The 23,760-nt window shown below is 70.9% G+C and carries 22 protein-coding genes; 10 read left to right on the forward strand and 12 right to left on the reverse strand.

Annotated elements, in window-relative coordinates:
* Positions 1–353 precede the first annotated feature (353 nt).
* A complete protein-coding gene (locus FHR33_RS29260) occupies positions 354–2,141 on the reverse strand; it encodes an elongation factor G (protein WP_183654325.1) in 1,788 nt (595 codons plus the stop codon).
* A gap of 160 nt (positions 2,142–2,301) precedes the next feature.
* Here FHR33_RS29260 and FHR33_RS29265 point away from each other — a divergent pair, with 160 nt between their 5' ends.
* Positions 2,302–3,336, forward strand: a complete 1,035-nt coding sequence (locus tag FHR33_RS29265; protein WP_312895769.1) for a sensor histidine kinase — start codon at positions 2,302–2,304, stop codon at positions 3,334–3,336.
* Positions 3,327–3,956: a response regulator transcription factor gene (locus FHR33_RS29270; RefSeq protein ID WP_183654331.1), complete on the forward strand. Its 630-nt coding sequence runs from the start codon at positions 3,327–3,329 to the stop codon at positions 3,954–3,956. Before FHR33_RS29265 ends, FHR33_RS29270 begins: the two co-directional genes overlap by 10 nt.
* Here the strand turns inward: FHR33_RS29270 and FHR33_RS29275 are convergent.
* Entirely contained in the window at positions 3,941–4,846 is a 906-nt protein-coding gene (locus tag FHR33_RS29275) for a LysR family transcriptional regulator (protein WP_183654334.1), read from the reverse strand. The genes FHR33_RS29270 and FHR33_RS29275 overlap by 16 nt on opposite strands.
* Positions 4,847–4,917: 71 nt before the next feature.
* On the opposite strand from FHR33_RS29275, the gene FHR33_RS29280 reads away from it, so the two are divergent.
* On the forward strand, positions 4,918–5,829 hold the full coding sequence (locus FHR33_RS29280) for a DMT family transporter (protein ID WP_183654337.1): 912 nt from the start codon (positions 4,918–4,920) through the stop codon (positions 5,827–5,829).
* Here the strand turns inward: FHR33_RS29280 and FHR33_RS29285 are convergent.
* A complete protein-coding gene (locus tag FHR33_RS29285; RefSeq protein ID WP_183654340.1) occupies positions 5,740–6,123 on the reverse strand; it encodes a tautomerase family protein in 384 nt (127 codons plus the stop codon). The two genes, FHR33_RS29280 and FHR33_RS29285, sit on opposite strands and share 90 nt — an antisense overlap.
* An 18-nt stretch (positions 6,124–6,141) precedes the next feature.
* Between FHR33_RS29285 and FHR33_RS29290 the strand changes: the two genes are divergently transcribed.
* Both FHR33_RS29290 and FHR33_RS29295 read left to right on the forward strand, forming a co-directional pair.
* Complete coding sequence (locus FHR33_RS29290) at positions 6,142–6,801, forward strand: response regulator (RefSeq protein WP_183654343.1); 660 nt, start codon at positions 6,142–6,144, stop codon at positions 6,799–6,801.
* An 11-nt stretch (positions 6,802–6,812) separates the two neighbouring features.
* Positions 6,813–7,874 (forward strand): quinone-dependent dihydroorotate dehydrogenase, encoded by a 1,062-nt coding sequence (locus FHR33_RS29295; protein ID WP_183654346.1) that lies wholly within the window; start codon positions 6,813–6,815, stop codon positions 7,872–7,874.
* Positions 7,875–7,928: 54 nt separating this feature from the next.
* Here the strand turns inward: FHR33_RS29295 and FHR33_RS29300 are convergent, their stop codons facing one another.
* The 4 genes from FHR33_RS29300 to FHR33_RS29315 form a co-directional block, all read right to left on the reverse strand.
* Positions 7,929–9,539: a beta-N-acetylhexosaminidase gene (locus tag FHR33_RS29300; protein WP_183654349.1), complete on the reverse strand. Its 1,611-nt coding sequence runs from the start codon at positions 9,537–9,539 to the stop codon at positions 7,929–7,931.
* Positions 9,540–9,552: 13 nt separating this feature from the next.
* On the reverse strand, positions 9,553–10,395 hold the full coding sequence (locus tag FHR33_RS29305) for an N-acetylmuramoyl-L-alanine amidase (protein ID WP_183654352.1): 843 nt from the start codon (positions 10,393–10,395) through the stop codon (positions 9,553–9,555).
* 28 nt (positions 10,396–10,423) lie between these two features.
* Complete coding sequence (locus FHR33_RS29310) at positions 10,424–10,669, reverse strand: hypothetical protein (protein WP_183654355.1); 246 nt, start codon at positions 10,667–10,669, stop codon at positions 10,424–10,426.
* Positions 10,670–10,787: 118 nt separating this feature from the next.
* Complete coding sequence (locus FHR33_RS29315; RefSeq protein WP_183654358.1) at positions 10,788–11,831, reverse strand: LacI family DNA-binding transcriptional regulator; 1,044 nt, start codon at positions 11,829–11,831, stop codon at positions 10,788–10,790.
* Positions 11,832–11,997: 166 nt separating this feature from the next.
* On the opposite strand from FHR33_RS29315, the gene FHR33_RS29320 reads away from it, so the two are divergent.
* Positions 11,998–12,594, forward strand: a complete 597-nt coding sequence (locus tag FHR33_RS29320; RefSeq protein ID WP_312895770.1) for a TetR/AcrR family transcriptional regulator — start codon at positions 11,998–12,000, stop codon at positions 12,592–12,594.
* Between the two features lie 270 nt (positions 12,595–12,864).
* On the opposite strand, the gene bldC is transcribed toward FHR33_RS29320, so the two are convergent.
* Both bldC and FHR33_RS29330 read right to left on the reverse strand, forming a co-directional pair.
* Positions 12,865–13,068 carry a developmental transcriptional regulator BldC gene (gene bldC / locus FHR33_RS29325; RefSeq protein WP_013133571.1) on the reverse strand — a complete coding sequence of 68 codons (204 nt, stop codon included), beginning with the start codon at positions 13,066–13,068 and terminating at the stop codon, positions 12,865–12,867.
* Positions 13,069–13,390: 322 nt separating this feature from the next.
* Positions 13,391–14,254 (reverse strand): DUF8083 family protein, encoded by an 864-nt coding sequence (locus FHR33_RS29330; RefSeq protein ID WP_183654360.1) that lies wholly within the window; start codon positions 14,252–14,254, stop codon positions 13,391–13,393.
* 159 nt (positions 14,255–14,413) lie between these two features.
* Here FHR33_RS29330 and FHR33_RS52835 point away from each other — a divergent pair, with 159 nt between their 5' ends.
* Together FHR33_RS52835 and FHR33_RS29340 are read left to right on the forward strand one after the other, a co-directional pair.
* Positions 14,414–15,493, forward strand: a complete 1,080-nt coding sequence (locus FHR33_RS52835) for a Glu/Leu/Phe/Val family dehydrogenase (protein WP_183654363.1) — start codon at positions 14,414–14,416, stop codon at positions 15,491–15,493.
* Positions 15,494–15,642: 149 nt separating this feature from the next.
* The gene (locus FHR33_RS29340) at positions 15,643–15,870 is read left to right on the forward strand and encodes a DUF3073 domain-containing protein (RefSeq protein ID WP_183654366.1); all 228 of its coding nucleotides are present in this window, start codon (positions 15,643–15,645) and stop codon (positions 15,868–15,870) included.
* Positions 15,871–16,684: 814 nt separating this feature from the next.
* Here the strand turns inward: FHR33_RS29340 and purM are convergent.
* Together purM and purF are read right to left on the reverse strand one after the other, a co-directional pair.
* The gene (gene purM, locus FHR33_RS29345) at positions 16,685–17,710 is read right to left on the reverse strand and encodes a phosphoribosylformylglycinamidine cyclo-ligase (protein WP_183654369.1); all 1,026 of its coding nucleotides are present in this window, start codon (positions 17,708–17,710) and stop codon (positions 16,685–16,687) included.
* Positions 17,707–19,146, reverse strand: a complete 1,440-nt coding sequence (purF, locus tag FHR33_RS29350; protein ID WP_183654372.1) for an amidophosphoribosyltransferase — start codon at positions 19,144–19,146, stop codon at positions 17,707–17,709. Before purF ends, purM begins: the two co-directional genes overlap by 4 nt.
* Before the next feature lie 304 nt (positions 19,147–19,450).
* On the opposite strand from purF, the gene FHR33_RS29355 reads away from it, so the two are divergent.
* Positions 19,451–21,103 (forward strand): DUF4190 domain-containing protein, encoded by a 1,653-nt coding sequence (locus tag FHR33_RS29355; protein WP_183654375.1) that lies wholly within the window; start codon positions 19,451–19,453, stop codon positions 21,101–21,103.
* Here the strand turns inward: FHR33_RS29355 and FHR33_RS29360 are convergent.
* Positions 21,100–21,537 carry a sterol carrier family protein gene (locus tag FHR33_RS29360; protein WP_183654378.1) on the reverse strand — a complete coding sequence of 146 codons (438 nt, stop codon included), beginning with the start codon at positions 21,535–21,537 and terminating at the stop codon, positions 21,100–21,102. The genes FHR33_RS29355 and FHR33_RS29360 overlap by 4 nt on opposite strands.
* A gap of 220 nt (positions 21,538–21,757) precedes the next feature.
* Here FHR33_RS29360 and FHR33_RS29365 point away from each other — a divergent pair, with 220 nt between their 5' ends.
* Complete coding sequence (locus FHR33_RS29365; RefSeq protein ID WP_312895771.1) at positions 21,758–23,713, forward strand: PhoX family protein; 1,956 nt, start codon at positions 21,758–21,760, stop codon at positions 23,711–23,713.
* Positions 23,714–23,760: the final 47 nt, after the last annotated feature.

The following is a 23,760-nucleotide window of genomic DNA, read 5'->3' on the forward strand; positions in this document are numbered from 1 at the left end:
ACCGCGGCATGGCGGTCATCCCCTACAGATACAGCCATCATTTCTCCGCTAATCACCTTAAGTCGGCATGCGCCACTTGCCCGACCTAATCAAAACAAAGATCATCGGCGAGCCCTTGTTTGCTTTCTTCCCTACGCTGGCGAGGGCCGGAACCGGCCCCTTCGAATAGGCGAGAAAACCACTCAACAAAGACTTGATCGTAGCCGTCCAGCAATCGCAGATTCCGTATTGGAGCAGGCGAAACAGAAGATTCGTGGGCAACTTTTCGTTGGGAGTATGTTGGCGGTAGAAATACCCGCTCCACGTTTGTGGGAAGCTGTGGAGGCGAGGATTATCGGGATGTCGAGATGTCTTTAACGGCCCGGTCGCCTGACGGGGAAAGCGCGGCCCGTCACCGGGCGATCCCCTGACGGCGTGGACCACCACACGCCCTCGCCGCGCGTCAGTCCGGGCAGGTGTCGCTTGGCCTGGTTGACCAGGCGAGCGGGCAGCGTGCCCGTGACGAGCGTGGGTGAGGTGTCGCCCAGCTCGGCCCCCAGCCCTGTCAGCTTGGCCGTGACGGGGCCGAACGCGTCGGCGGGCAGCTCCACCTCGAAGGCGTGGCAGGGCTCGTAGACCCTGGTGCCCGCCCTGGCGAGGGCCGATCTCAGCACGACAGGGGTCTGCTTGCGGAAGTCGCCCGCCGTGCTGAGCGGCGCGACGAAGCCCGACCTGGTCAGCGTGACCGCGCAGTCGACGACGGGCCAGCCGTACAGGCCCTCGGTGAGAGTGAGGGGGACGGTGTCCTCGATCGCCTGGTTGAAGCTGTGCAACAGCGAGCCGAGCTCGACCTCCCGCCTGAACGAGTAACCCGTTCCCGGCTCCACCCGCAGGCCGACGGTGGCCAGGAAGGTGTTGTCGGCGTGTCTGCCGATCTCCCTCCAGTCCTCGCCCGCGCCCACAGGGCGTTCGAGGTAGAGCGGTGTGCTGTCGGCGAAGACGGCCTCGACGCCGAACTCGTCCCGCAGCCGCTCGGCCAGCACCTCCTTCTGCACCTCGCCGTAGAGCAGCACGGAGGTGCCGCCTTCGGGCAGGCCCCTGGTCTGGATGAGCGGATCCTGCTCGGCCAACAGGAGCAGCGCGGCGTGCAGGCGGGCGGCGTCGGCAGGGTCCGCGGGCGTGACGACCGTCTCCATGCTGGGCCTGGCGAAGGCGGGAGCCCCTTCGGGGGCGGGCGAGAGCCTGTCGCCGACGCGGGCGCCCGACAGGCCCGAGAGCTTGCCGATGTCCCCGGCGGTGAGCCGGTCCTCGGAGCCCGAGCCCACCACCTCCAGCCTGGTCACCTGGCCGGAGTCGAGCTTCTGCCGCACGTGCAGCTCACCGGAGAACAGCCGCAGGTAGGCGACCTTGTGGCCGGACCTGTCGCGCTCGATGGCGAAGATCGTGCCCCGCAGGTCGTCGTCCTGGGGCGTGGGGACGGGGAGCAGGTCGCGGACGCCCGCGAGCAGTTCGGCCACGCCCTGCCCGCCGATCGCCGAGCCGTGGAAGACCGGATAGACCCGGCAGGCGGCGGTCTGCTCGGCGAGCCTCCCTCGCAGCTCGCCGGGCGGGAGCTCGCGCCCTTCGACCAGCGCTTCCAGCACGGTGTCGTCGTGGTCGGCCAGGAGCTCCGCGTCGAGTGACACAGGGACGACGCGGCCCTGCCGTACGTGGTTGACGGGGACGGCCGGCAGCCCTTCGAGGATGTCGCGCTCGAGCGCCCCCCTCCTGTCGATCTTGTTGACGAACAGGAGCGTGGGCATGCGCATCTTGCGCAGCGTTTTCAGCAGGACCCTGGTCTGGGCCTGGATGCCCTCGACCGCCGAGATCACCAGGATGGCGCCGTCGAGCACGCCGAGCGCCCGCTCGACCTCGGCGACGAAGTCGGCGTGGCCGGGGGTGTCGATGAGGTTGACCCGCAGGTCGCCGAGGGTGAAGGAGGCGACGGCCGAGCGGATCGTGATGCCGCGGCGGCGCTCGATCTCGCCGGTGTCGGTCTGGGTGTCGCCGCCGTCGACGCTGCCGAGCCTGTGGATGGCGCCCGCGTCGAAGAGGATGCGTTCGGTGAGGCTGGTCTTACCCGCGTCGACGTGCGCGAGCACGCCGATGTTCAGGGTGGTCATGGATGCGTGGAACCTCGGTAGGAAGGACAGGGCGCTGAGTCGATCCGAGGCTCTGCCGCATCTGGTCCTCCCGAGGTTTCGTGCGGCGTCCATTGTGCTTCAGGGGCCTGCGGAGGTCCATCGGTTTTCTCCCGCGTCCGGCGAGGCCGACAATTCCTGGGTGAGAGCTCTGCTGTACCTGCTGGCCAGCCTCGTCCCCGGACTGGCGGCGGTGGCGATCGGGGTCGCCGCGTTCGCCACGCCGTTCGCCGCGGCGCTGGCCGTGCCGGCCGTGCCCCTCGCGGCGTGGTTCGAGCGGTGGAGGCTCGGCTCGCCCCCTGTACGGCATCGGTGGCGCGAGCTGGGGCTGGGCCTCGCCTCGCTGCTCGTGCTGTGGTGGATCGACCTGGTGATGATCGCGTTCGCCGTCGGAGGGCCGATCGTGCTGATCATCTCGCCGGCCGTACAGGAGGATCTCGGGCCCGCGATCGTCGCCTCGGTGGCGGGGGTCGTGCTGGTGCCTGTCGGGATCGCCGTCCTGCTGCTGTGGGGCAGGGCCCGCATGACCATGGCGAGGGAGCTCCTGGAGCCGCACAGGCTGGAGGAGGTCGTGGCGTCGAGGGCCAGGCTGGTCGACGCGTTCGACGTCGAGCGGCGCAGGATCGAGCGAGACCTGCACGACGGCGCCCAGCAGCGCCTGGTCGCGCTGTCGATGCGGCTGGGGCTGGCCGAGCTGGACCTGCCGCCGGGCTCGCCCGCGGCCGAGCAGGTGGCGAGCGCGCACGAGGAGGCCAGGCAGGCGCTGGTCGAGCTGCGCGAGCTGATCAGGGGCGTGCACCCGCAGGTGCTGACCGACAGGGGACTGGCCGCGGCGATCGGGGAGGTCGCCTCCCGCTCGCCGATCCCCGTGGAGGTCGAGACGGTGCTGGAGCGGCTGCCCGAGCCGGTCGAGACGGCCGCGTACTACGTCGTCTCGGAGGCGCTGGCGAACGTCGCCAGGCACAGCGGCGCGTCACGGGCGTGGATCAGGGCCTCCCGGGCCCCGGGAGCGCTCGTCGTCGAGATCGGCGACGACGGCGCGGGCGGGGCCGACCCGGCCAAGGGCTCGGGGCTCACGGGGCTGGCCGACAGGCTCGCGGTCGTGGGCGGCAGACTGTCGCTGTCCAGCCCGGCGGGCGGGCCGACGACGATGCGAGTGGAGATCCCGTGCGAGTAGTGATCGCCGAGGACGCCGTGCTGCTGCGCGAGGGTCTGGTCGGGCTGCTGGAGCGGTTCGGCCACGAGGTGGTGGCGGCCGTGGGCGACGCCGAGGCGCTGACGGAGGCGGCCACCGCGCACAGACCCGACATCGTGGTCACCGACGTGCGCATGCCGCCGGGCTTCACCGACGAAGGGCTGAGAGCGGCGATCAGGCTGCGCGCGGACGGCCTGCCCGTGCTCGTGCTCAGCCAGTATGTCGAGCAGACCTACGCCGCCGAGCTGATGGACGCAGGAGAGGGCGTCGGCTACCTGCTGAAGGACAGGATCGGCGAGGTGACCGAGTTCGTCGACGCCGTGAACAGGGTGGCCAGGGGCGGGATGGTCGTCGATACCGAGGTGGTGCGGCAGCTGCTCGGCCGCCGCCGGGACCCGCTCCGGCGCCTGACGCCCAGGGAGCTCGAGGTGCTCGGCCTGATCGCCGAAGGCCGCTCCAACGCCTCCATCGCCCGCGAGCTCGTCGTCACGGAGGCAGCGGTGGCCAAGCACATCGCCAACATCTTCGCCAAGCTCGACCTGCCGCCCGCCGCCGACGGTCACCGCAGGGTGCTGGCCGTCCTGGCCTACCTGCGGACCTGAGCCTCGAGGGCGCGCAGCCGCGCCGAGGCCAGTTCGAGGACCATTCGGGTGGAGGGGGAGAGCGTCGGGCCGTGCACGATCGCGAACGTGTCGTGCAGCGGCGGATCGAGCGGCGACCAGCGCAGCGTGTCAGGCAGCCGGTCGGCCAGCCGGTGCAGCACGCCCCTCCAGCTCACCGTCGCCGCCAGGCCGCGGGCCGCGATCTCCAGCGCGGTCTCCGGGTCCTCCACCTCCACCCTGGGCCGCAGCACGTGACCCGCCGCCTGGACGGCTCGCGTGAGCGCGCGGCGGGTGGTGTCCTCCTCGCGCCAGCTCACGTGCGGCAGCACGAGCGGCCGTGAGGCCAGGTACGCGGGCGTGACGGGATCGCGGGCCTCGGTGCTGACGTAGACCAGCTCGTCGCGCATCACGGGGGTCACCGACAGCCCCTCGTCGGGGACCGGCACCGCTGAGACGGCCGCCTCCAGCCTTCCCCTGCGCACGTGGTCGAGCACCTCGGCGGAGTTCTGGCCGATGAGCTGGACGCGGACGCCAGGGTGCCGCTCAAGGACGTCGGCCACCAGGTCGGCGCCCAGGTAGAAGCGGGCGGTGCCGAACAGGCCGAGCCGTACCGTGCCGCTCAGGACCTCCCGCACCGCGGCCACCGCCCTGCCCGCCTCCTCCACCGCGGCCAGGGCGGCGGCCGCGTGGGGGCGCAGCGCCAGCGCCGCCTCGGTGGGCACCACGCCCCTGCCCACCCGCAGGAACAGCGTCACCTGCAGGTGCTGCTCCAGCAGGCGCACCTGCTCGGAGATGGACGGCTGGGCGTAGCCGAGAGCCACGGCGGCGGCGGTGAACGAGCCGTGCTCCAGGGTGGCGAGGAAGCAGCGCAGCTGGTGGAGAGTGGCCAAGGAATCCCCTATGGAATCCAAAGGAAAGCAAGGCTACCTCGATGGCTCGACGCTGCCTAGGTTGGCCGGTCATGGGAGTGCTGTGGTGTCTGGTGTCCGCGCTGGGCTTCGGCCTGTCGCCGATCTTCGCCAAGGAGGCCTACGCGTCGGGCGTCAGCGTGACGGGGATGCTCACCGGCAGGTTCGTCATCGCCGCCGCCGTGCTGTGGCTCGTCGTGGCCTGGCGCAGGCCCGCGCTGCCCGTCGCCAGGGTGGCGCTGACGGCCGTCGGGCTCGGCGGCGTCGGCTACGCCGTCCAGGCGCTGTGCTACTTCGGCGCGGTCGCCCGCATCGACGCGTCGCTGGCGGCGCTCCTGCTCTACACCTATCCCGCGCTGGTGACGGCGCTGGCCGTGGGGCGGCGCAGGGAGTCGCTCGACCGGCGCAAGCTGGCCGCGCTCGGCTGCTCGGCCGTGGGCCTGGTGCTCCTGCTGGGCCTGGGCGGCTCGGCGGCACAGCTGTCGGGCGTGCTGCTGGCGCTCGGCGCGGCCGTCGCCTACTCGCTCTACCTGACCGTCGCCGACGGGCTGCCCGAGAACCTGGACGTCTACCTGCTGTCGGCGATCGTCTTCACCGCGGCGGCGGTCACGCTCGGCGTCACGGGCGGCCTCGACCTGCCCGCGACCGCCGCCGGCTGGGCCTGGACTGGACTGCTCGGCCTCGTCTCGACCGTGCTGGCGATGGTGGCGCTGTTCGTGGGCGTGCGCCTGCTCGGCGCGCCGACCGCCGCCATCCTGTCGTGCGCGGAGCCCGTCGTGACGCTCGTGTCCACCTCGCTGGTGTACGGCGAGCGCCTCGGGGCGGGTCAGCTGGCGGGCGGCATCGCCGTCCTGGCCGCGGTGCTGGTGCTGCGGCTAGACCTCGACCTTGTACGGCAGCGCCAGCTCGTCGGCGGGCACGCCCCTGATGCCCCAGTTGACCGCGGGCATCTCGATGATCGTTAGCTCGAGGTCGTCGGTGGAGATCCCCAGCGCCGGCGCCTTGGCGAACACCTCGCGGATCAGCGCCCTCTTCGCCTCGTCGCTGCGCCCCGTGAAGCAGACGACCTCGACGATCAGGTAGTCGTCGCCGCGCTGCGGGCAGATCAGGTCGTCGGCGTCGAGCAGCAGGAAGCGGTGGAATCGCTTGCCCTCGGGCAGCCCCCACGCCTTCACCACGCACTCGTGGACCAGGTCGGACACCTCCCGCTGCCGCCCAGCCCATACGTCACGCCGTCCGAAGACCTTCACCTGCGCCATATGGGGCAATATACAGGCGTGATCAGAATTCTCCTCGCCGACGACGAAGCCATGATCAGGGCGGGTGTGGGCGCGATCCTCGGCGTCGACCCCTCCTTCCAGATCGTCGCCGAGGCGGGGGACGGCAGGCAGGCCGTGGACCTGGCGATCAGTCACAGGCCCGACGTCGCGCTGCTCGACATCCGCATGCCGAAGCTCGACGGCCTCGCCGCCGCCGCCGAGATCCGCAGGGCGGCGCCCGGCACGGCGATCATCATGCTCACCACCTTCGGCGAGGACGACTACATCGCCAAGGCGCTCGACGTCGGCGCCAGCGGGTTCCTGCTCAAGTCGGGCGACCCGCGCGAGCTGATCGCCGGGATCCACGCCGTGGCCGGCGGCGCGGCCTACCTCTCGCCCAAGGTGGCCCAGCGCGTCATCAGCCAGCTCTCCGGCGGCCAGATGGCACGGGGAGCGGCCGCCCGCGACAGGATCGACGCGCTGACCGACCGCGAGAAGGAGGTGCTCGCCCTGGTCGGCGAGGGGCTGTCCAACGCGGAGATCGCCAAGCGGCTGTTCATCGTCGAGGGGACCGTCAAGGCCTACGTGAGCACGATCCTGACCAGGCTGGAGGTCCGCAACAGGGTCCAGGCCGCGATCGTGGCCTACGAAGCGGGCCTTGTCGGACAGGACCGATAACCTGAGCCTTGATGTACCGACTCCTGTTCTCGCAGGTCTTGCGGCGTCTCGACGCCGAGGCCGTGCACCACGCAACCGTCAGAGCGCTCGCGCTGCTCTCCACGCTGCCGCTGCTCAAGCGGCTGCTCCACCGCGCCCTCGCGCCGAGCGATCCCGCGCTGCGGGTGACGGCCTTCGGGGTGCACTTCCCCGGGCCGCTCGGCCTGGCCGCGGGGTTCGACAAGGACGCGGCCTGCGCCGAGGCGCTGTCGGCGTTCGGGTTCGGGCACGTCGAGGTCGGCACGATCACCGCCCACGCCCAGCCGGGCAACCCGCGTCCCCGCCTGTTCCGCGACGTCAGGCGGCGAGCGGTGATCAACAGGATGGGGTTCAACAACGCGGGGGCACAGGCGGCGGCGCGCAGGCTGCGCCGTACGCGGGGGGTTCCCGTGGTGGTCGGCGTCAACATCGGCAAGACGAAGGTCGTGCCCGAGTCCGAGGCCACCGCCGACTACGTGACCAGCGCCAAGGAGCTGGCCCCTCTCGCCGACTATCTGGTCGTCAACGTCAGTTCGCCCAACACGCCGGGGCTGCGCAACCTGCAGGCGGTCGAGCTGCTGCGACCGCTGCTGGCGGCGGTGAAGGAGGTCGCCGACTCCACGCCCCGCCGCACGCCGCTGCTGGTGAAGATCGCCCCCGACCTGGCCGACGACGACGTCGACGCGGTGGCGGACCTGGCGCTCGAGCTGGGGCTCGACGGCATCATCGCGACCAACACCACCATCCGCCACTCGGGTGAGACCGGCGGCCTGTCGGGGCGTCCGCTGAAGGAGCGCTCGATCGAGGTCCTGCGTAGGCTGCGGGCGCGCGTCGGCGACCGGCTGACGCTCGTGTCCGTGGGCGGGGTCGAGGACGTCGACGACGTGTGGGAGCGGCTGCTCGCCGGCGCCACCCTGGTGCAGGGCTACACGGGCATGATCTACGAGGGCCCGCTGTGGGCCTCCCGCATCCACCGCCGGCTCTCCCGCCGCCTCCGTCGCCACGCCACGACCGTCCCCGAGCTGATCGGCCGCACGGCGCCCGACCGCGGCTGAGCCGCTCACCCACAGGCGGGCCGCCGCGAAGCGACCCGCCTCAGGCGCCGACGGTCAGACGCTCGGCCTGGTCGAGGTGGCCGAGTGGGTCATCTCGTCCAGGTGCTCCATCGCGTTCATCACCGGCACGACGGCGGGGCGGTGCGGGCGGCCCTGCTGCCACGGGCGAGGGCCCGACAGCGGGCGATACTCCACGCCGAGCGCGTCGAGCCTGCCGAGGTGGCGCTCGAGCCTGCCCATGAAGTCGGAGCCGGCCTCTCCCGCCCAGGCGACCTCGGCCAGCGCGCAGGCGCGCGGCCACGCCCGGTAGTCGAGCACGCGCGCGTCGGGGATGCGCTCGCTCCACAGCTGCGCCTGCAGGCCGACCACGCGCTCGCGTTCCTCGGGCTCCCACGACGAGGGGGCCGGCTCGAACGAGGCCACGTCCGTCACGGTGATCGCGTCGCCGATGGCCATCGGCTCCTGCGTGGAGGAGGCCTCCGCGTAGTCGAAGTAGAGCGGGAACACCGGCGTCGCGATCACCGAGTGCCCCGCGGCCGCGGCCCTGCGGCCCACGCCCATGCCGCGCCACGGCATCACCATCGTGTCCTTGCGCAGCCCGCCCGCCACGAAGGCCTCGTCCCACACCACGGCGCGCGAGCCGCGCTCGGCCAGCACGTCGGCCAGCCGTCGCAGGAACCAGCCGTGCAGCTCGCCCACGTCGGCAAGGCCGAGCGACCGGCGGTAGGCGGTGATCTCGGCGGAGGCCTCCCAGTCGTCGAGGACGCACTCGTCGCCGCCGATGTGCACGTACGGCGTCGCGCCGAGCGCGCCGAGCAGCTCGTCGAAGACGGCCGTGAGGAAGTCGACGGTCGGCGGCAGCGGCGACAGGATCGCGGGGGAGATGCCCCACCGGTCGAGCACCTCGAAGCTCTCGCCCGTCGCGCCCAGCTCCGGATAGGCGGCCAGGATGGCCGAGGCGTGCCCTGGCACGTCGATCTCGGGAACGATGACGACCTCGCGCGCCCTCGCGTACGCGGCGATCTCGGCCAGGTCGTCGAGGGTGTAGTAGCCGCCGTGCGGGATCCCGTCGTAGGTGGGCTCCTCGCGGAAGTAGTTGGTGGCGGTGCGCGCCCTGTGGGAGGCCACCTCGTGCAGGCGGGGATAGGCCCTGCTCTCCACCCGCCAGCCCTGGTCGTCGACCAGGTGCAGGTGGAGCCTGTTGAGCTTGTGCGCGCCCATCAGGTCGATGACCCTCAGCACCTCGCGCTTGGGCAGGAAGTGCCGCGCCACGTCCAGGTGGAGCCCGCGCCAGCTGTGGGAGGGAGAGTCCTCGACGCGCACGCCGGGCACGGTCCACGCGTCGGTCGTGACCGCGCTGCGGTAGGTCGCGTCGGGAAGCAACTGGTGCAGCGACTGCCCGGCGTAGAACGCGCCCGCCCTGCCGCCCGCGGTGATCTCGACGCCACGCGAACCGACGACCAGGCGGTAGGCCTCCTCGCCGAGCGCGGGGTCCATCCTGACGTCGATCGCGCCCGTGTCGCCGGGGCGCAGGTCGAGGACCGGTAGCGCCCGCCGTACGGCGTCGGCCAGTTCGGCGGGGCCCGAGACGGTGGCTCCGACGGCGAGCTCGTAGGAGCCGGACAGCGAGGACAGCACATTCGGGCGAGGCAGCAGCGTGTTCATGCCGGGAATGATGTCACTTCAGGTAGTTTTGCAAACCGTCCGCCAGCGACTGAGCGATGCGCTGCCTGAAGGCGGCGTCCTTGAACTTGGCGGCCTCACCCGCGTTGCGCATGTTGCCGGACTCAATGAAGATCTTGGGTACCGTCGAGAGGTTGAGCCCGCCGAGGTCGTTGCGGAAGCTGAGCGCCTTCGACCCGATGTAGGTGGAGTACGGCAGGCCGGTGCCCTTCCTGAACGCGTCGCGCACCGCGACGCCCAGCCTGCGCGAGTCGTTCACGACGGGGTCGACAGGGCCGTTGATCTTCTTCGGGATGATCACGTGGAAGCCGCGGTTGCCGGCCGCCGAGCCGTCGGCGTGCACCGAGATGGCGGCGTCGGCCTTGGCCTTGTTGCCGATCGCGGCCCGCTCGGTGATGCAGGGCCCGACTCCGGTGTTGTCGGCGCGGGTCAGCTTCACCGTGGCGCCGCGCGCCTTGAGGATCTTGGTGAGGCGCTGGGAGACGTCCCAGGTGAAGGCGGCCTCGGAGTAGCCGTCGTTCGTGGAGGTGCCGGTGGTGTCGCAGGCCTTCCACTGGGTCAGCACGTTGACCTGACGGTTGATGGCCTTCGGGTTCTTGTGGTTGCCCCCGTTGTGACCGGGGTCGATCACGATGGTCCTGCCCTCCAGCGGCCTGTCGGCCGTGGGGGCCGCCGAGCCCGCCGCGGGCGAGGCCGCGGGGGCCGACGAGGGCGCGGCCGAGGCGGACGGCTGGGCGGCCACGGGCGCGGCGACCCTCTCACTGTTGGCGGCGGCGCCACCGCACGAGGCGGCGGCCAGGCCACAGAGGGCGAGAGCGGAGGCAGCTAGAACACGCATGCGCTCCAACTTACGTGACCCCGCGGACTTACCAGACGTGTTCGCCGACTTCCTGGCGCTGGAGGAGGGCCGCCAGCTCCCTCGCGTCCTCGGCGTCCAGGCCGAGGACCACGCGCGGACGGCCCCACGGGTGGTCGAGGGAGTGGGCCACGTAGCTGGCCACCGACTCGGCCCCCGCGTCGCCGCGCCCACGCCCGGCGCGCCAGTGCGCCCAGGCCCGCTCGAGTTCGGCCGCGGCGCGCTGGGCGCATGACACCAGTTCTGGATCACGCATGACTGTCCCCCGGGTCAGATACGGCAGTGACCCGTCCGAGTTAACAACCGGGGCCGCGGGGCGGCACGGCCGTTTGAACCAGGCTTGGGGAAGGCATCGGGTGAAGAAGACGCCCTCTTCACTCGTGGGCGGGGCCCGTGCTGCGCCGTACGATCAGCTCGGGTGTGACCTGGCGCAGGCGGGCGACCTTGCCCGGGTCCTGGATCCTGTCGCTCAGCAGCGCCGCGGCCGACCTGCCCATCGTGCGCCTGGGCTGGTCGACGGAGGTGAGGGAGATGTGGTGCACGCCCGCCAGGTGCGTGTTGTCGTAGCCGATGACGGACAGGTCCTCGGGCACGCGCAGGCCCAGCTCGCTCGCCGCCGACAGCACGCCGAGCGCGACGAGGTCGTTGGCGGCGAAGATGGCCGTGGGACGAGGATCGCGGGTGAGCAGCGCGCGGGCGGTGCGCCTGCCCCCCTCCTCCGTGCTCTCACCGTGCTCGACCATGATGTACGGCGCCAGCGCGTGCCGTCGCATGGCCACCAGGTAGCCCTCGCAGCGTGAAGCGCGTGAGCCCTCGATGTGCGCGATGCGCCGGTGCCCGTGCTCGACCAGGTGGTCGATGGCCAGACGGGCGCCGAGCTGGTCGTCGTCGACGACGATGTCGACGTTGTCGAGCTCGATGTCACGTTCCCCTACGACCACGGTGGGGGTGTAGGAGGTCGCCTCGATGAGGGTCTCGCTGGTCGGGGCGATGCCGAGCAGCACCAGACCGTCCACTCTCAACTCGAGGAACGCTTCGACGGCCTCGTCCTCGAAGGCGGGGTCCCACTGGCTGTTGCCGATCAGCATCCTCAGCCCGTCGCCGTGCAGGCTCTCCTGCAGGCCGTCGAGGAACTCGGCGTAGAAGGGGTTGTGCAGGTCGGCCACGAGCGCGCCGACCAGATGGGTACGGCCCTCGACGAGGCTGCGCGCCACGGCGTTGGGGCGGTAGCCGAGCTCGCGGGCCGCCTGCAGGACGGCCTGCCTGCGATGCTCGCTGACGTGCGGGGAGCCGCGCAGCACGAGCGAGACCAGCGATTTGGAGACGCCTGCGCGCTCGGCGACGTTGCGGATGGTGGGTCTCGGGCGAGGCAACGTGTCTACCTCGACGACGGTCGTGTTGACTGACGGTCCTGACATGTGTCTCCCCCGCGATGCGTGGATGGGCACCTGTCTCACCAAACGATCGAGGACGCGGCAGGGTACGGGCCGAAGCGTTATTAGGCAGCGCCTCCGATAGTGTGCAGGGGTGACAGCAGGGAAATCCGCAGGCAGTGACACGCGTCCTGCGCGTCGCAGGCTGAGCGTGGATCGGCGCCGCGAGGAGCTCATGGCGGCCGCCCTCGAGCTGTTCAGCCGGCGCGATGCCGAGGACGTCTCCATCGACGACGTCGCCTCGGCGGCGGGCGCCTCCCGAGCGCTCGTCTACCACTACTTCGGCGGCAAGCAGGAGCTGTACGTCGCCGCGCTGAGGAGCGCGGCCGAGCAGCTCGAGTCGCGGCTGCGCCCCCAGGGCGGCGGGCGCCCGCTGGACGAGCTGGCCTCAGGTCTCAGGCGCTACTTCGACTTCGTCGAGGAGCACGCTGCCGGGTTCGCCGCGCTGCTGCGCGGGGGCCCCGCCAATCGCGCCGGCGAGGTCGGCGAGATCGTCGACGGCGTGCGGCAGCGGTTGTTCCGGATGATCCAGAAGCAGATGCGGGTCGAGGAGCCCACCCCGTTGCTGCGCATCACGCTGCGGTCGTGGATCGCCTCGGTCGAGACCGCCGGGCTCGACTGGCTCGAGCATCGCGACGTGGAGCGCGCGACGCTGGAGAGGATGCTGGTGGATCACATGGTGGCGCTGCTCGGCGTGGCGGCGGCGCACGACGCCAGCGTGGAGCTCCTCCTGAACGACCTCACCTGACGAGCGGTCGCCCGCCGTACGGCGTGGCGGCTCGAGGTCTCGGCTCCTCGGGGGGAGCCACGGCCCCCGGGTGACCGGCAGGGCCGGGCGGGGTAAAGGGGTCTACATCTCAGGGGGGTGTGCGGGGTGGAAGGATGGCGCCGGGCGGGCGGCGCCAACTCCCGTATGCGTCCCCCGACGCGCGGGCGACCTGACTTCGTCACGCGGGTGGACCGGGCTGAGGAACCTGGCCCACCGTGAACCCCCCTAAGGATCGTGACGATCCCTGACTTACTCCGAGCGCTGCTGCGGAATCCCCGCGAGCAGAGCACGGACCTCGGTCTCCCGGTAACGCCGGTGCCCCCCCAGGGTGCGAATCGACGTCAACTTACCCGCCTTGGCCCACCGCGTGACGGTCTTGGGGTCGACCCTGAACATGGTCGCGACCTCGGCGGGCGTGAGCAGTGGCTCGGCCTCGGGTGTACGAGCTGACATTTGTGCGGCCTCTCCTCCGTGTGGACCGGCTCAGCGATCCTGTGACTGCTTCTGCGCGTGTCACGGATGTCCCCCTATGGCCCAGTGCGTGCGGCTTTTCTGGACCATATGCGGCATCACCCGAAGTGACCATACCGCCACGCTGAGCGATTGGCGAGCCCTTCTTTGACCCAACTGCCCGCCCACATGGCGATGTCACGCTCGGTGATTCTAGCGACACGTTTCGTGGTATCGCAGTGAAAACGGCAAACTACTCAGTTCGCAGAAGCGTGGAGTCGTGTCACGTGACCTACTCATGCAGGTCAGACCGTTTCTTTGGGGTTCAGTTGGCACTTTCCAGATGTTGCATTGACTTCCACCGCAAGATCACACGCTGATACATGGCAAAGGCAAGTTCTTCTTGACCTGTGTCCAGCCCCGTGAGGGCGGCCGAGAGCTCCGCGACCGACTGATCGGCCTGCAACGCCTCGTCGTCCATGAGGTGGACGAGGCCGCCGTAGTCGAGCTCCACCAGCGAGTGCGGATGGAACTCCTCCAGCCAGCGGGCGACGTCCTCCACCTCGAGGCCGGTGGCGACCTCTCCCACGTGCTTGCGGATGACCTGCAGCGCCCGCGCCGAGCGCCGCCTCGCCTGAGCCATGGAGGTCACGTAGATCAGGTTGCGGCCCGTGGTGGTCGTGGTGTCCTGGCCGTTGGCCGCCTTGCCCAGCACCAGCCAGCGCTCGTTGCCGTCGAAGGGCACGAACCACGCCGGCGGCACGTTCCATGTCGTGGTCCTGATGTGGGTGCGCAGCGCCGCCGAACCGCCCTGCCGCTTGAACCTGTCGAAGTCGTCGGCCGTCTGCTCCGCGATCGCCTGCGGCACGAAGCTGTCCATGAGCTTCACGGGAGTGCTGCCACGGAAGTCTGAGAACGCCAGCCACGAGCGCAACCGGCTCTGCCATGGGCAGACGTAGAGCCGGTCCTCCACGCGCCGCAGATAGGCGTTGGGGCTCTCCTGGGCGGGCGCGGGATGCGGAGGCTTGGCGAGCAGCCTCCTGATGGACTCGCCGTGCTCGGCTTCGAGCGCGGTCGCCCTGCGCGGGCGGTCGCGCGAGTCCGCGTACGCGGCCCAGATCGCGCGCTCCTGCTCGGGGAACGCGGTCAACGGTTCGTAGACGCGAAGGTAAGCGGCGTAGGGCAGCACGCTGGCATCGTGTCACGAAGACACCCTGCTTGCACCGTTGTGGTCGCACCGGCCGCCCCGTCCGGGAGCGAGGCGGGCGACGGCAGGCCGTGCCGACCTCTAATCTGAGGAGGATCTCCGCCGCGAACGGTGCGGTGGACCGGACAGGGAGTCACTACCGTGACCGACGTCTTCGGCCAGTCCCACAAGGACTCGCATGAGCAGGTCGTCTTCTGTGCCGACAGGCAGAGCGGGCTGCGCGCCATCATCGCCATCTACAACACCGCGCTCGGGCCCGCGCTCGGGGGCACCAGGTTCTACCCGTACGAGAGCGAGCAGGCGGCCCTGGCCGACGTGCTCAACCTCTCCAAGGGCATGGCCTACAAGAACGCGCTCGCGGGGCTCGACCTCGGCGGGGGCAAGGCCGTCATCATCGGCGACCCGACCAAGGACAAGAACGAGGCCCTGCTGCGGGCCTACGGCCGCTTCGTCGAGTCGCTCGGCGGCCGCTACTACACCGCCTGCGACGTGGGCACCTTCAGCGAGGACATGGACCTCGTGGCCCGCGAGAGCCGCTACGTCACCGGCAGGACGCCCGCCCACGGCGGCGCGGGCGACTCCTCCATCCTCACCGCCTTCGGCGTCTTCCAGGGCATGCGCGCCTCAGCCGCCCACCTGTACGGCACCAGCTCGCTGAGCGGCAAGCGGGTCGGCGTCGAGGGAGTGGGCAAGGTGGGCCACCGCCTGGTCGACCACCTGATCGACGACGGAGCCGAGGTCGTCGTCTGCGACGTCAGCCCCGCGGCCGTCGAGCGCGTACGGCAGCGCCACCCCTCGGTGGAGGTCGTCGCCGACGCCAGAGCCCTGACCGACTCCGACATCGACGTCTACGCCCCCTGCGCCCTCGGCGGCGCGCTCGACGACGACACCGTCGAGCGGCTCCGCGCGAAGATCGTCTGCGGCGGGGCCAACAACCAGCTCGCCCACGTGGGCGTGGAGAAGCAGCTCGCCGACCGCGGCATCCTCTACGCGCCCGACTACGTGGTCAACTCCGGCGGGGTCATCCAGGTCGCCGACGAGATCGAGGGCTTCAGCATGGACCGCGCGCGGGCCAAGGCGACCCAGATCTTCGACACGACGCTAAAGATCTTCGGCATCGCCGCGGAGGAAGGCGTGCCGCCGGCGGTCGCAGCGGATAGGCTGGCAGAGCGCCGAATGTCGGAAGTCGGGCGTATTAGGGGCATCTGGCTGGGCGGCTGACGCCCCGGGCCCATACGACGTACCGAGCTGAGCGCAAAACAGGTACGGTAATAGGCGAACAAGAGACTGACGCCCAAAGTCATGGCGTCAGTGCGTGGTGCGTTAGCGACGAGGGGTCGGGGACGACCCCACACGAGGGGGTCGAGCCAATGGGGCGCGGCCGAGCAAAGGCCAAGCAGGTCAAGGTTGCTCGCCAGCTGAAGTACAACAGCGGTGGCACGGATCTTGAGCGTCTTCGCGACGAGCTCGGAGTCTCTGACTCCAACCACAGTGACGACGACGCCGACGACCTCAACGATGAGCTGGCGGATCGCTATGCCGATTACGCCGACGACTACGGCGACGATGACGACGACCGGCCTTCCGGGCGTCGATAGCTGATCTGTTGTCGGGGTGAGCCCCGCGGGTGAACCACCCGTGGGGCACTTCCGCGTTTCCACCCAACTCTCCCCGACCCGGGCACCCCCTGCTTCCCGACCAGGGCCACGAACCGGCAATGCGCCCGGTCATCCGGGTGAGGGCGAGGGCCGTGAGCTGGGTAGGCGGTCGGTCGTCCGGGTGGGGGCGAGGGCCGTGAGCTGGGTAGGCGGCGGATCATTCGAGCGACAGGCTTGGCATGCGACGGGTCCCGATCAGGGCCTGAGGACACGGTCGGTCATCCGGGGAGGAAGCCTCCAGCTCTCGGCGAGCCCTTCTCGATGCAACGCCGGAGGGAGCGGTCCCGCCTGAGGGAAGACCGCCCGGTGAACTGCTCCGGGCCCGGGCCCTGCTCCACGAAAGGTCCCTCTCCACGAACGGTCCCTCTCCGTGAGCGGCCCTCCGTGACCGGCTCTGCTCTGGGCTTGCGCCTGCTCCACGAGGGGCCATCACGAGGGGTCCTCTCCACGAGCGGTCCTGCTCCTGGAGCGGCCCCGCGTCAGGAGGGGTCCTCTCCACGAGCGGCCCTGCTCCGAGCTCGCGCCCTCGAGCGGTCCTGCTCCTGGAGCGGCCCCGCGTCACCAGAGGCCCGTGTCACGAGGGGTCCGTGTCACGAGCAGCCCCACGTCACGAGGGGTCCGTGTCACGAGCAGCCCCACGTCACGAGGGGTCCGTGTCACGAGCGGCCCCACGTCACGAGGGCCCGTGTCACGAGGGGCTCGGTTCGGGTGGGTGTGCCGGGGCCGAGTGGTCGGCGGGCCCCGGCGCGTCGGCTCAGCGGTAGCGGGCCTGGCCCGTGCCGGCCACGATCTCGCCCAGCACCCACGTCTCCAGCCCCCGCCCGACCAGCAGCTTGATCGCCGCGTCGGCCACGTCGGCGGGAACGACGGCCGCCATACCGACCCCGAGGTTGAACGTGCGGTCCATCGCCTCCTGCTCGATGCCGCCGTGCCCGGCCAGCACCCCGAAGATCGCGGGAGGCGTCCACGACGAGCGGTCGAGCAGCGCGTCGAGGTGTGAGGGCAGCGAACGCGACAGGTTGGCCTCAAGGCCGCCGCCCGTGATGTGGGCGTAGGCGTGGACCTCGAGCGTGCGGGCCAGCTCCAGGCAGTCGAGTGAGTAGATCCTCGTCGGCTCGAGCAGCTCCTCGCCGAGGGGGCGGGCCAGCTCGGGCAGGGAGGCGTCGAGGGAGAGCCCGGCCTCGCGCACGACGTGCCGTACGAGCGAGTAGCCGTTGGAGTGGATGCCGGAGGAGGCCAGCCCCAGCACCACGTCGCCCTCGGCGACGCGGGAGGGGCCGAGCATGGCGGAGGCCTCGACGACGCCGGTGCCCGCGCCCGCCAGGTCGTACTCGTCCGCGCCCATCGCGCCGGGGTGCTCGGCGGTCTCGCCGCCGACCAGGGCCGCGCCCGCCAGGCGGCAGCCCTCCGCCACGCCGCCGACGATCTCGGCGATGCGCTCGGGCACGACCTTGCCGCAGGCGATGTAGTCGGTCATGAACAGCGGCTCGGCCCCGCAGACCACGAGGTCGTCGAGGACCATGCCGACCAGGTCGATGCCGATGGTGTCGTGCTTGCCGTACCGCTGGGCGATCATGACCTTGGTGCCGACGCCGTCGGTGGAGGTCGCCAGCAGCGGACGCTGGTAGCGCAGCAGGGCTGAGGCGTCGAACAGGCCGGCGAAGCCGCTGGCGTCGTCGACAACCTCGGGCCGCCGCGAGCGCGCGACCTTGTCCTTCATCAGCTCGACGGCGCGCTCGCCCGCCTCGATGTCGACGCCCGCTGCCTCATAGGTAGTCACTTGGGAGAACTCTCCAGTACGTACTTGCCCACGTTGTCCTGGTCGATCGCGATGGGGTAGGAGCCGTCGAAGCAGGCCCTGCACAGGCGCTCGGCCGGGATGGTGGTCGCCTTGGTGAGACCCTCGAGAGAGATGTACCCGAGCGAGTCGGCGCCGAGCGACTGGCGGATCTCCTCCACGCTCAGCGAGCCGGCGATGAGCTCGGCGCGGGTGGCGAAGTCGATGCCGTAGAAGCACGGCCAGGCGACGGGGGGAGAGGAGATGCGCACGTGCACCTCGCTCGCGCCCGCCTCGCGCAGCATGCGGACGATCGCGCGCTGAGTGTTGCCGCGCACGATCGAGTCGTCCACGACGACCAGGCGCTTGCCCGCGACGACTTCCTTGAGCGGGTTGAGCTTCAGGCGGATGCCGAGCTGGCGGATGGTCTGCGAGGGCTGGATGAAGGTGCGGCCCACGTAGGAGTTCTTCACCAGGCCCTGGCCGTAGGGGATGCCGGACTCCTCGGCGTAGCCGACGGCGGCGGGGGTGCCCGACTCGGGGGTCGGGATGACCAGGTCGGCCTCGACGGGGTGCTCGCGGGCCAGCACGCGGCCCACCTCGACCCTGGTCGTCTGCACGCCACGGCCGGCGATGGTGGTGTCGGGCCTGGCCAGGTAGACGTACTCGAACAGGCAGCCCTTCGGGTCGGCGAGGGCGAACCTGCGCGAGCGCACGCCGCCCTCGTCGATCGTCAGCAGCTCGCCTGGCTCGACCTCACGCACGAAGGTGGCGCCCACGATGTCGAGGGCGGCGGTCTCCGAGGCGACGACCCAGCCGCGCTCGAGGCGGCCGAGCACCAGCGGGCGGATGCCCTGTGGGTCACGGGCGGCGTAGAGGGTCTTCTCGTCCATGAAGACCAGCGAGTAGGCACCCTTCACCTGCGGCAGCAGCTCGGCCGCCGCGTCCTCGATGGAGCGCGTGCGGTCCTGGGCCAGCAGGTTGGTCAGCACCTCGGTGTCGGTGGTCGCCCTGGTCGCCCCCGGCGCCAGGCGCTCGGCCAGCTCGGGGGTGTTGATCAGGTTGCCGTTGTGGGCGAGGGCCAGGCCGCCCACCTCGGTGGAGCTCAGTGTGGGCTGCGCGTTCTCCCACACACTGGAGCCTGTCGTGGAGTAGCGGCAGTGGCCGACCGCGAGATGCCCGCGGAGCGTGCCGAGCACCGACTCGTCGAAGACCTGAGCTACCAGCCCCATGTCCTTGTAGACGAGGATGCGGCTGCCTTCGCTGACCGCGATGCCCGCTGACTCCTGGCCGCGGTGTTGCAACGCGTACAGCCCGTAGTAGGTGAGTTTGGAGACTTCCTCGCCTGGCGCCCAGACCCCGAAGACGCCGCAGGCGTCCTTCGGTGCGCGGTCGTTGGGGTCCAGGTCATGGCCGAGTCGGCCGTCGCCCTTCAGCACATGCTTCAGTTTAGGTTGGCCGCGTCCCTGCTCGCACACCCGGGGCCTAGATCACACGATATGACTAGATCGTCCGGGGATGTGGTGATCTCGGATGATCTTCCATGGAGTGGCGCTGATGGCTGGTGGAACAGGGGTTCGGTGGCTTCTGTCGCGCTCTCGTCGGGGTGGAGGCTGCCCGGGCGTTTTGACGCACTGTGACCCAAGGATCGCCGGGCTTTTGCCGTGTCGGACCGTTTCGACGGCGTGCTCCAGGGGAGTGTGGAGGTTCCGGCATGCCGACACGTCGGGGGAGACATAGACCGTGACCACACCTGGTGACCCGAACCAGCCCAGGGCGGGGCAGGATCGGCGGGGCGGCGAGCCCTCGTCCGACCCCACCGAGCCCAGAGCCGACGAGCATCCCTCCGAGCCCGGCGCCGCGCCATGGCCCGACGAGGCGCAGACCTCGCCAGCGGGGGAGCCGATCGTCCCCGAGCCGCCGATCGCGCCGGAGCCGCCGATCGCGCCGGAGCCGCCGGTCTCTCCTGAGCCGCCCATCGTTCCCGAGCCGCCGATCGCGCCCGAGCCGCCCACAGGGCCTGAACCGCCCACGGGGCCCGAGCCGCCGGGAGGGCCTGAGCCGACCTGGGCGCCGGGCCGTCCCGAGCCTTCGATCGTGCCGCAGCCGGACCATCCCGACCTGCCGTCCGCGCCGGAGGTTCCTCCGCCCAGCCAGGGCCGGGACCAGGACCAGCCGGAGGTTCCTCCGTCCAGCCAGGACCAGGACCAGTGGAGCGCGCGCGAGTGGCAGAGCGCCACCCATGACACCGACGACACGGTGCTGCCGCCCAGGGACGGCGGCACCATCGAGGTCGACCCGCACGACCTGCACGCCGTCAGGGAGCCTCCCTCCGCAGGGGGGACGCGCGCCTTCGAGACCGTGGGCGAGCCCGAGGGCGGTGGGCAGGGCGGCGGCGAGGACGCCGAGCGCACGCAGGTCTTCGGCGAGTGGGGACGACCCGACGCGGGCGAGCAGCCGTCCTACACGGTGCCGGGCTCGACGCCCTCCTACCCCGGCTGGTCCGCGGCGGAGGAGCCCAGGCAGGCGGACTCGCCGAGCCCGCCCACTCCTTCCAGGTACGACCCGCCCACGCCGTCAGGCGAGAGCCCCCCGTACGAGGGGAGCCACGCGGCCCCTGCCGCGCAGGGCGGTGAGGACACGCCGGATTCCTCCGTGCCCGGAGTCTCACCCTCCAGCCCGTACGGCGGAGCCCCCGGCACCGGCTCCACGCCCTACGGCGGCGAGCAGGGCGGCTCCCACAGGGCTTCCCAGGAGAGCACCTACGGCGACCCTCAGGCAGGTGGCCCCTACGGCGGCTCCCAGCCGGGAGGCAGCCCGTACGGCGGCCCCCAGAGCGGACCCCAGCCGGGCGCGAGCCCTTACGGCGGCGCCCAGAGCGGTCCCCAGCAGGGAACAGGCCCCTACGGCCCCGCGTCGCAGGGCGGAGCCTACGGCGGCGGGGCGCACGCGGCGGACGCGCCGGGCGGGCAGCCGAGCCACGAGATCCCCTCGCCCTACGGACCCGCCGCGGGAGGAGCGGTCTACACGCCTCCGCCCGGCGGCGCACAGCGATACCAGGGCGGGCCTGACTGGCGGCCGGCGCAGGCGGGCAGCGGGCTGGCGACCACCTCGCTGGTGCTCGGCATCGCGAGCCTGTTCCTGCTGTTCGTCTGCTTCACCGGCGTGCTCACCGCGATCGTCGGGCTGGTGCTCGGCCTGGTCGCCGTCTCCAAGGGCGCCAGCAAGGGCAGGGCGTGGACGGGCGTCGCGCTCAGCGCGCTGACGCTCATCCTGGCCGTCGGCGCGGCCGTCTGGATCTCCAACTACTTCGCCGAGTGCTCGGGGCTGCCGCCCAGGCTCAGCGAGGCGTGCGTGGAGAGCAAGATCCCGTGGATGGACCGGGGGCCCAACTAGACCGGTAGGTGGCCGGACAGGTCGGCACGGGCGCCGCTCGCGTGAACGGCGCCCTTCGCCATCGCCTCCGACCAGGTCAGCCTGCCCACGGCCAGCTCCAGCCAGGTCCTCGGGTCGGTCTCGATGACGTTCGGCGGGGTGCCGCGCGTGTGCCTGGGGCCCTCGACGCACTGCACCGCCGCGTACGGCGGTACACGCACCTCGACCGTGCGCCCCGGCGCCTTCTCCGCCAGCGCCTCCAGCAGATGCCGTACGGCGAAGCGCCCCGCCTCCCGCTCGGGCTTCAGCCCGCGGTCGTAGGCGGTCAGCACCGCGGAGACGCACGCGTCGGCCAGCACGGAGGCGGGACCGTCGAAGGGCGGCTCGTCCAGCGCGACCAGCTGGGCGTCGAGCGCCGATCTGAGCTTTTCCTGGTCCAGTCTGCGTGGCGGCATTCCCATATTGTCCTCCAAGCAAGGGTTCATCGGACGGGTGGGCTTCGTTCACCTCCGGTTCCAGCGACCGCCGTAGCGTCCCGGCGGAACTATCACGCATGAATCTGGAGGACCTGTGTCGAATCCGCGCAGGCTGCTGCCGTTGCTCTCGACTCCGCACAAGAGCGGTCGAAGTGCTCTTACTTGCCAATTCCGCTGCGGCAACGCGTGTGCGCACGACGTGGCGAACACCAGTGACAACACCTACTTCGGTGACGTCGTCGCTCAGGCGATGTCACGCCGTGGCGTGCTGCGCGCGGGCGCGCTCGGCGCCCTCGTCGTGGGCACGGGCGTGGCGGGGGCCGTGCCGGCCTTCGCCGATCCCGGGGCCGAGCAGGGAGCCGAGGCTCTCGGAAAGCACGGTGACCACGGTCGCGGAGGGCTGACCTTCAAGCCGGTCGCGCCGAACACCGACGACGCGCTGACGATCCCCGAGGGTTACTCCTCCTCCGTCGTGGTGGGCTGGGGCGACCCCGTGCTGCCCGACGCGCCCGCCTTCGACTTCGACAACCAGTCGGCGGAGGCGCAGAGCAAGCAGTTCGGCTACAACTGTGACTTCGTGACCCTCTTCCCGATGGGCCACAACCGGGCTCTGATGTGGGTGAACCACGAGTACTCCGACGAGCGGCTGATGTTCCGCGGCTACACCGGTGGCGCCGCCGCCACCGAGGAGCAGATCAAGATCGGCCTCGCCGCCCACGGCGGCTCGGTCGTCGAGGTCGAGCGGGTCAGGGGCACCGGCCAGTGGAAGCTCGTCACCAGCGGACGCCGCCGCTACAACCGCCGCGTCACCGCGCAGACGCCGATGCGCTTCAGCGGCCCCGCGACGGGCAGCGACCTGCTCAAGACGGCCGCCGACGCCAAGGGTGAGAACCCGATCGGCATGCTCAACAACTGCGCGGGCGGCACCACCCCGTGGGGCACCGTGCTGACCGCCGAGGAGAACTTCGACCAGTACTTCGTCAACGGCAGCAAGACCGACCCGAACGTCGCCCGCTACACGATCCCGACCGGCGTCTCCTCGAGCAGCCGCAGGTTCGACCGGGTCGAGGAGCGCTTCGACCTGGCCAAGCACCCGAACGAGGCCAACCGCTTCGGATGGATCGTCGAGATCGACCCGTTCGACCCCGACTCCACCCCGATCAAGCGCACCGCGCTCGGCCGTTTCAAGCACGAGGCCGCCAACACCACACTCACCAGGGACGGCCGCCTGGCGGTCTACATGGGCGACGACTCGCGCTTCGAGTACATCTACAAGTTCGTCTCGGACAAGCGCTACATCCCCGGCTACGACCGTCACAACAGGACGCTCCTGGACGAGGGCACCCTCTACGTCGCCAAGTTCACCGGCGACAGCCCCGCCTCCGAGATCGACGGCTCGGGCAAGCTGCCCTCCGACCAGGCCTTCGACGGCTCCGGCCAGTGGATCCCGCTGGTGAGCGGCTCGAAGAGCTTCGTGGACGGCATGAGCGCCGCCGAGGTGCTGGTGTTCACCCGCGTCGCGGCGGACAAGGTCGGCGCGACCAAGATGGACAGGCCCGAGGACATCGAGCGCAACCCCGTCACCAAGGGCGTCTACGTCGCGCTCACCAACAACTCCAACAGGACCGCTGCCCAGGTGGACGAGGCCAATCCGCGTCCCTCGAACAAGCACGGTCACGTCCTGGAGATCGTCGAGCGCCGTGACGACGCGGGAGCGACGACCTTCGCCTGGTCGATCCCGCTGGTCTGCGGCGACCCCAACGACCCCGCCACGTACTTCGCCGGGTTCGACAAGACCAGGGTGTCGCCGATCTCGTGCCCCGACAACGTGGCCTTCGACCGCGACGGCAACCTGTGGATCTCCACGGACGGCAACGCGCTCAAGGCCAACGACGGCCTGTTCGTCATGCCGGTGCAGGGCAGGGAGCGCGGATACGTCCGCCAGTTCCTCACGGTGCCGGTCGGCGCCGAGACCTGCGGCCCGCTGGTGACCGAGGACCAGCGCAGCGTCTTCGTCGCGGTGCAGCACCCCGGCGAGGTCGACGGCGCCTCGCCGGAGAGCCCCGCCAGCCACTGGCCCGACGGCGGTTCCTCCCAGCCCAGGCCGTCCGTGGCGGTGGCCTGGCACTCGCGTGGCAAGAAGATCGGCTCCTAGAGCCGCCTCCGCTCCCGGGCCGTGACCCCTCCACGTCGCGGTCCGGG

Source organism: Nonomuraea dietziae (genome assembly GCF_014195505.1).
In the GTDB taxonomy this organism is placed as follows: Bacteria; Actinomycetota; Actinomycetes; order Streptosporangiales; family Streptosporangiaceae; genus Nonomuraea; species Nonomuraea roseola.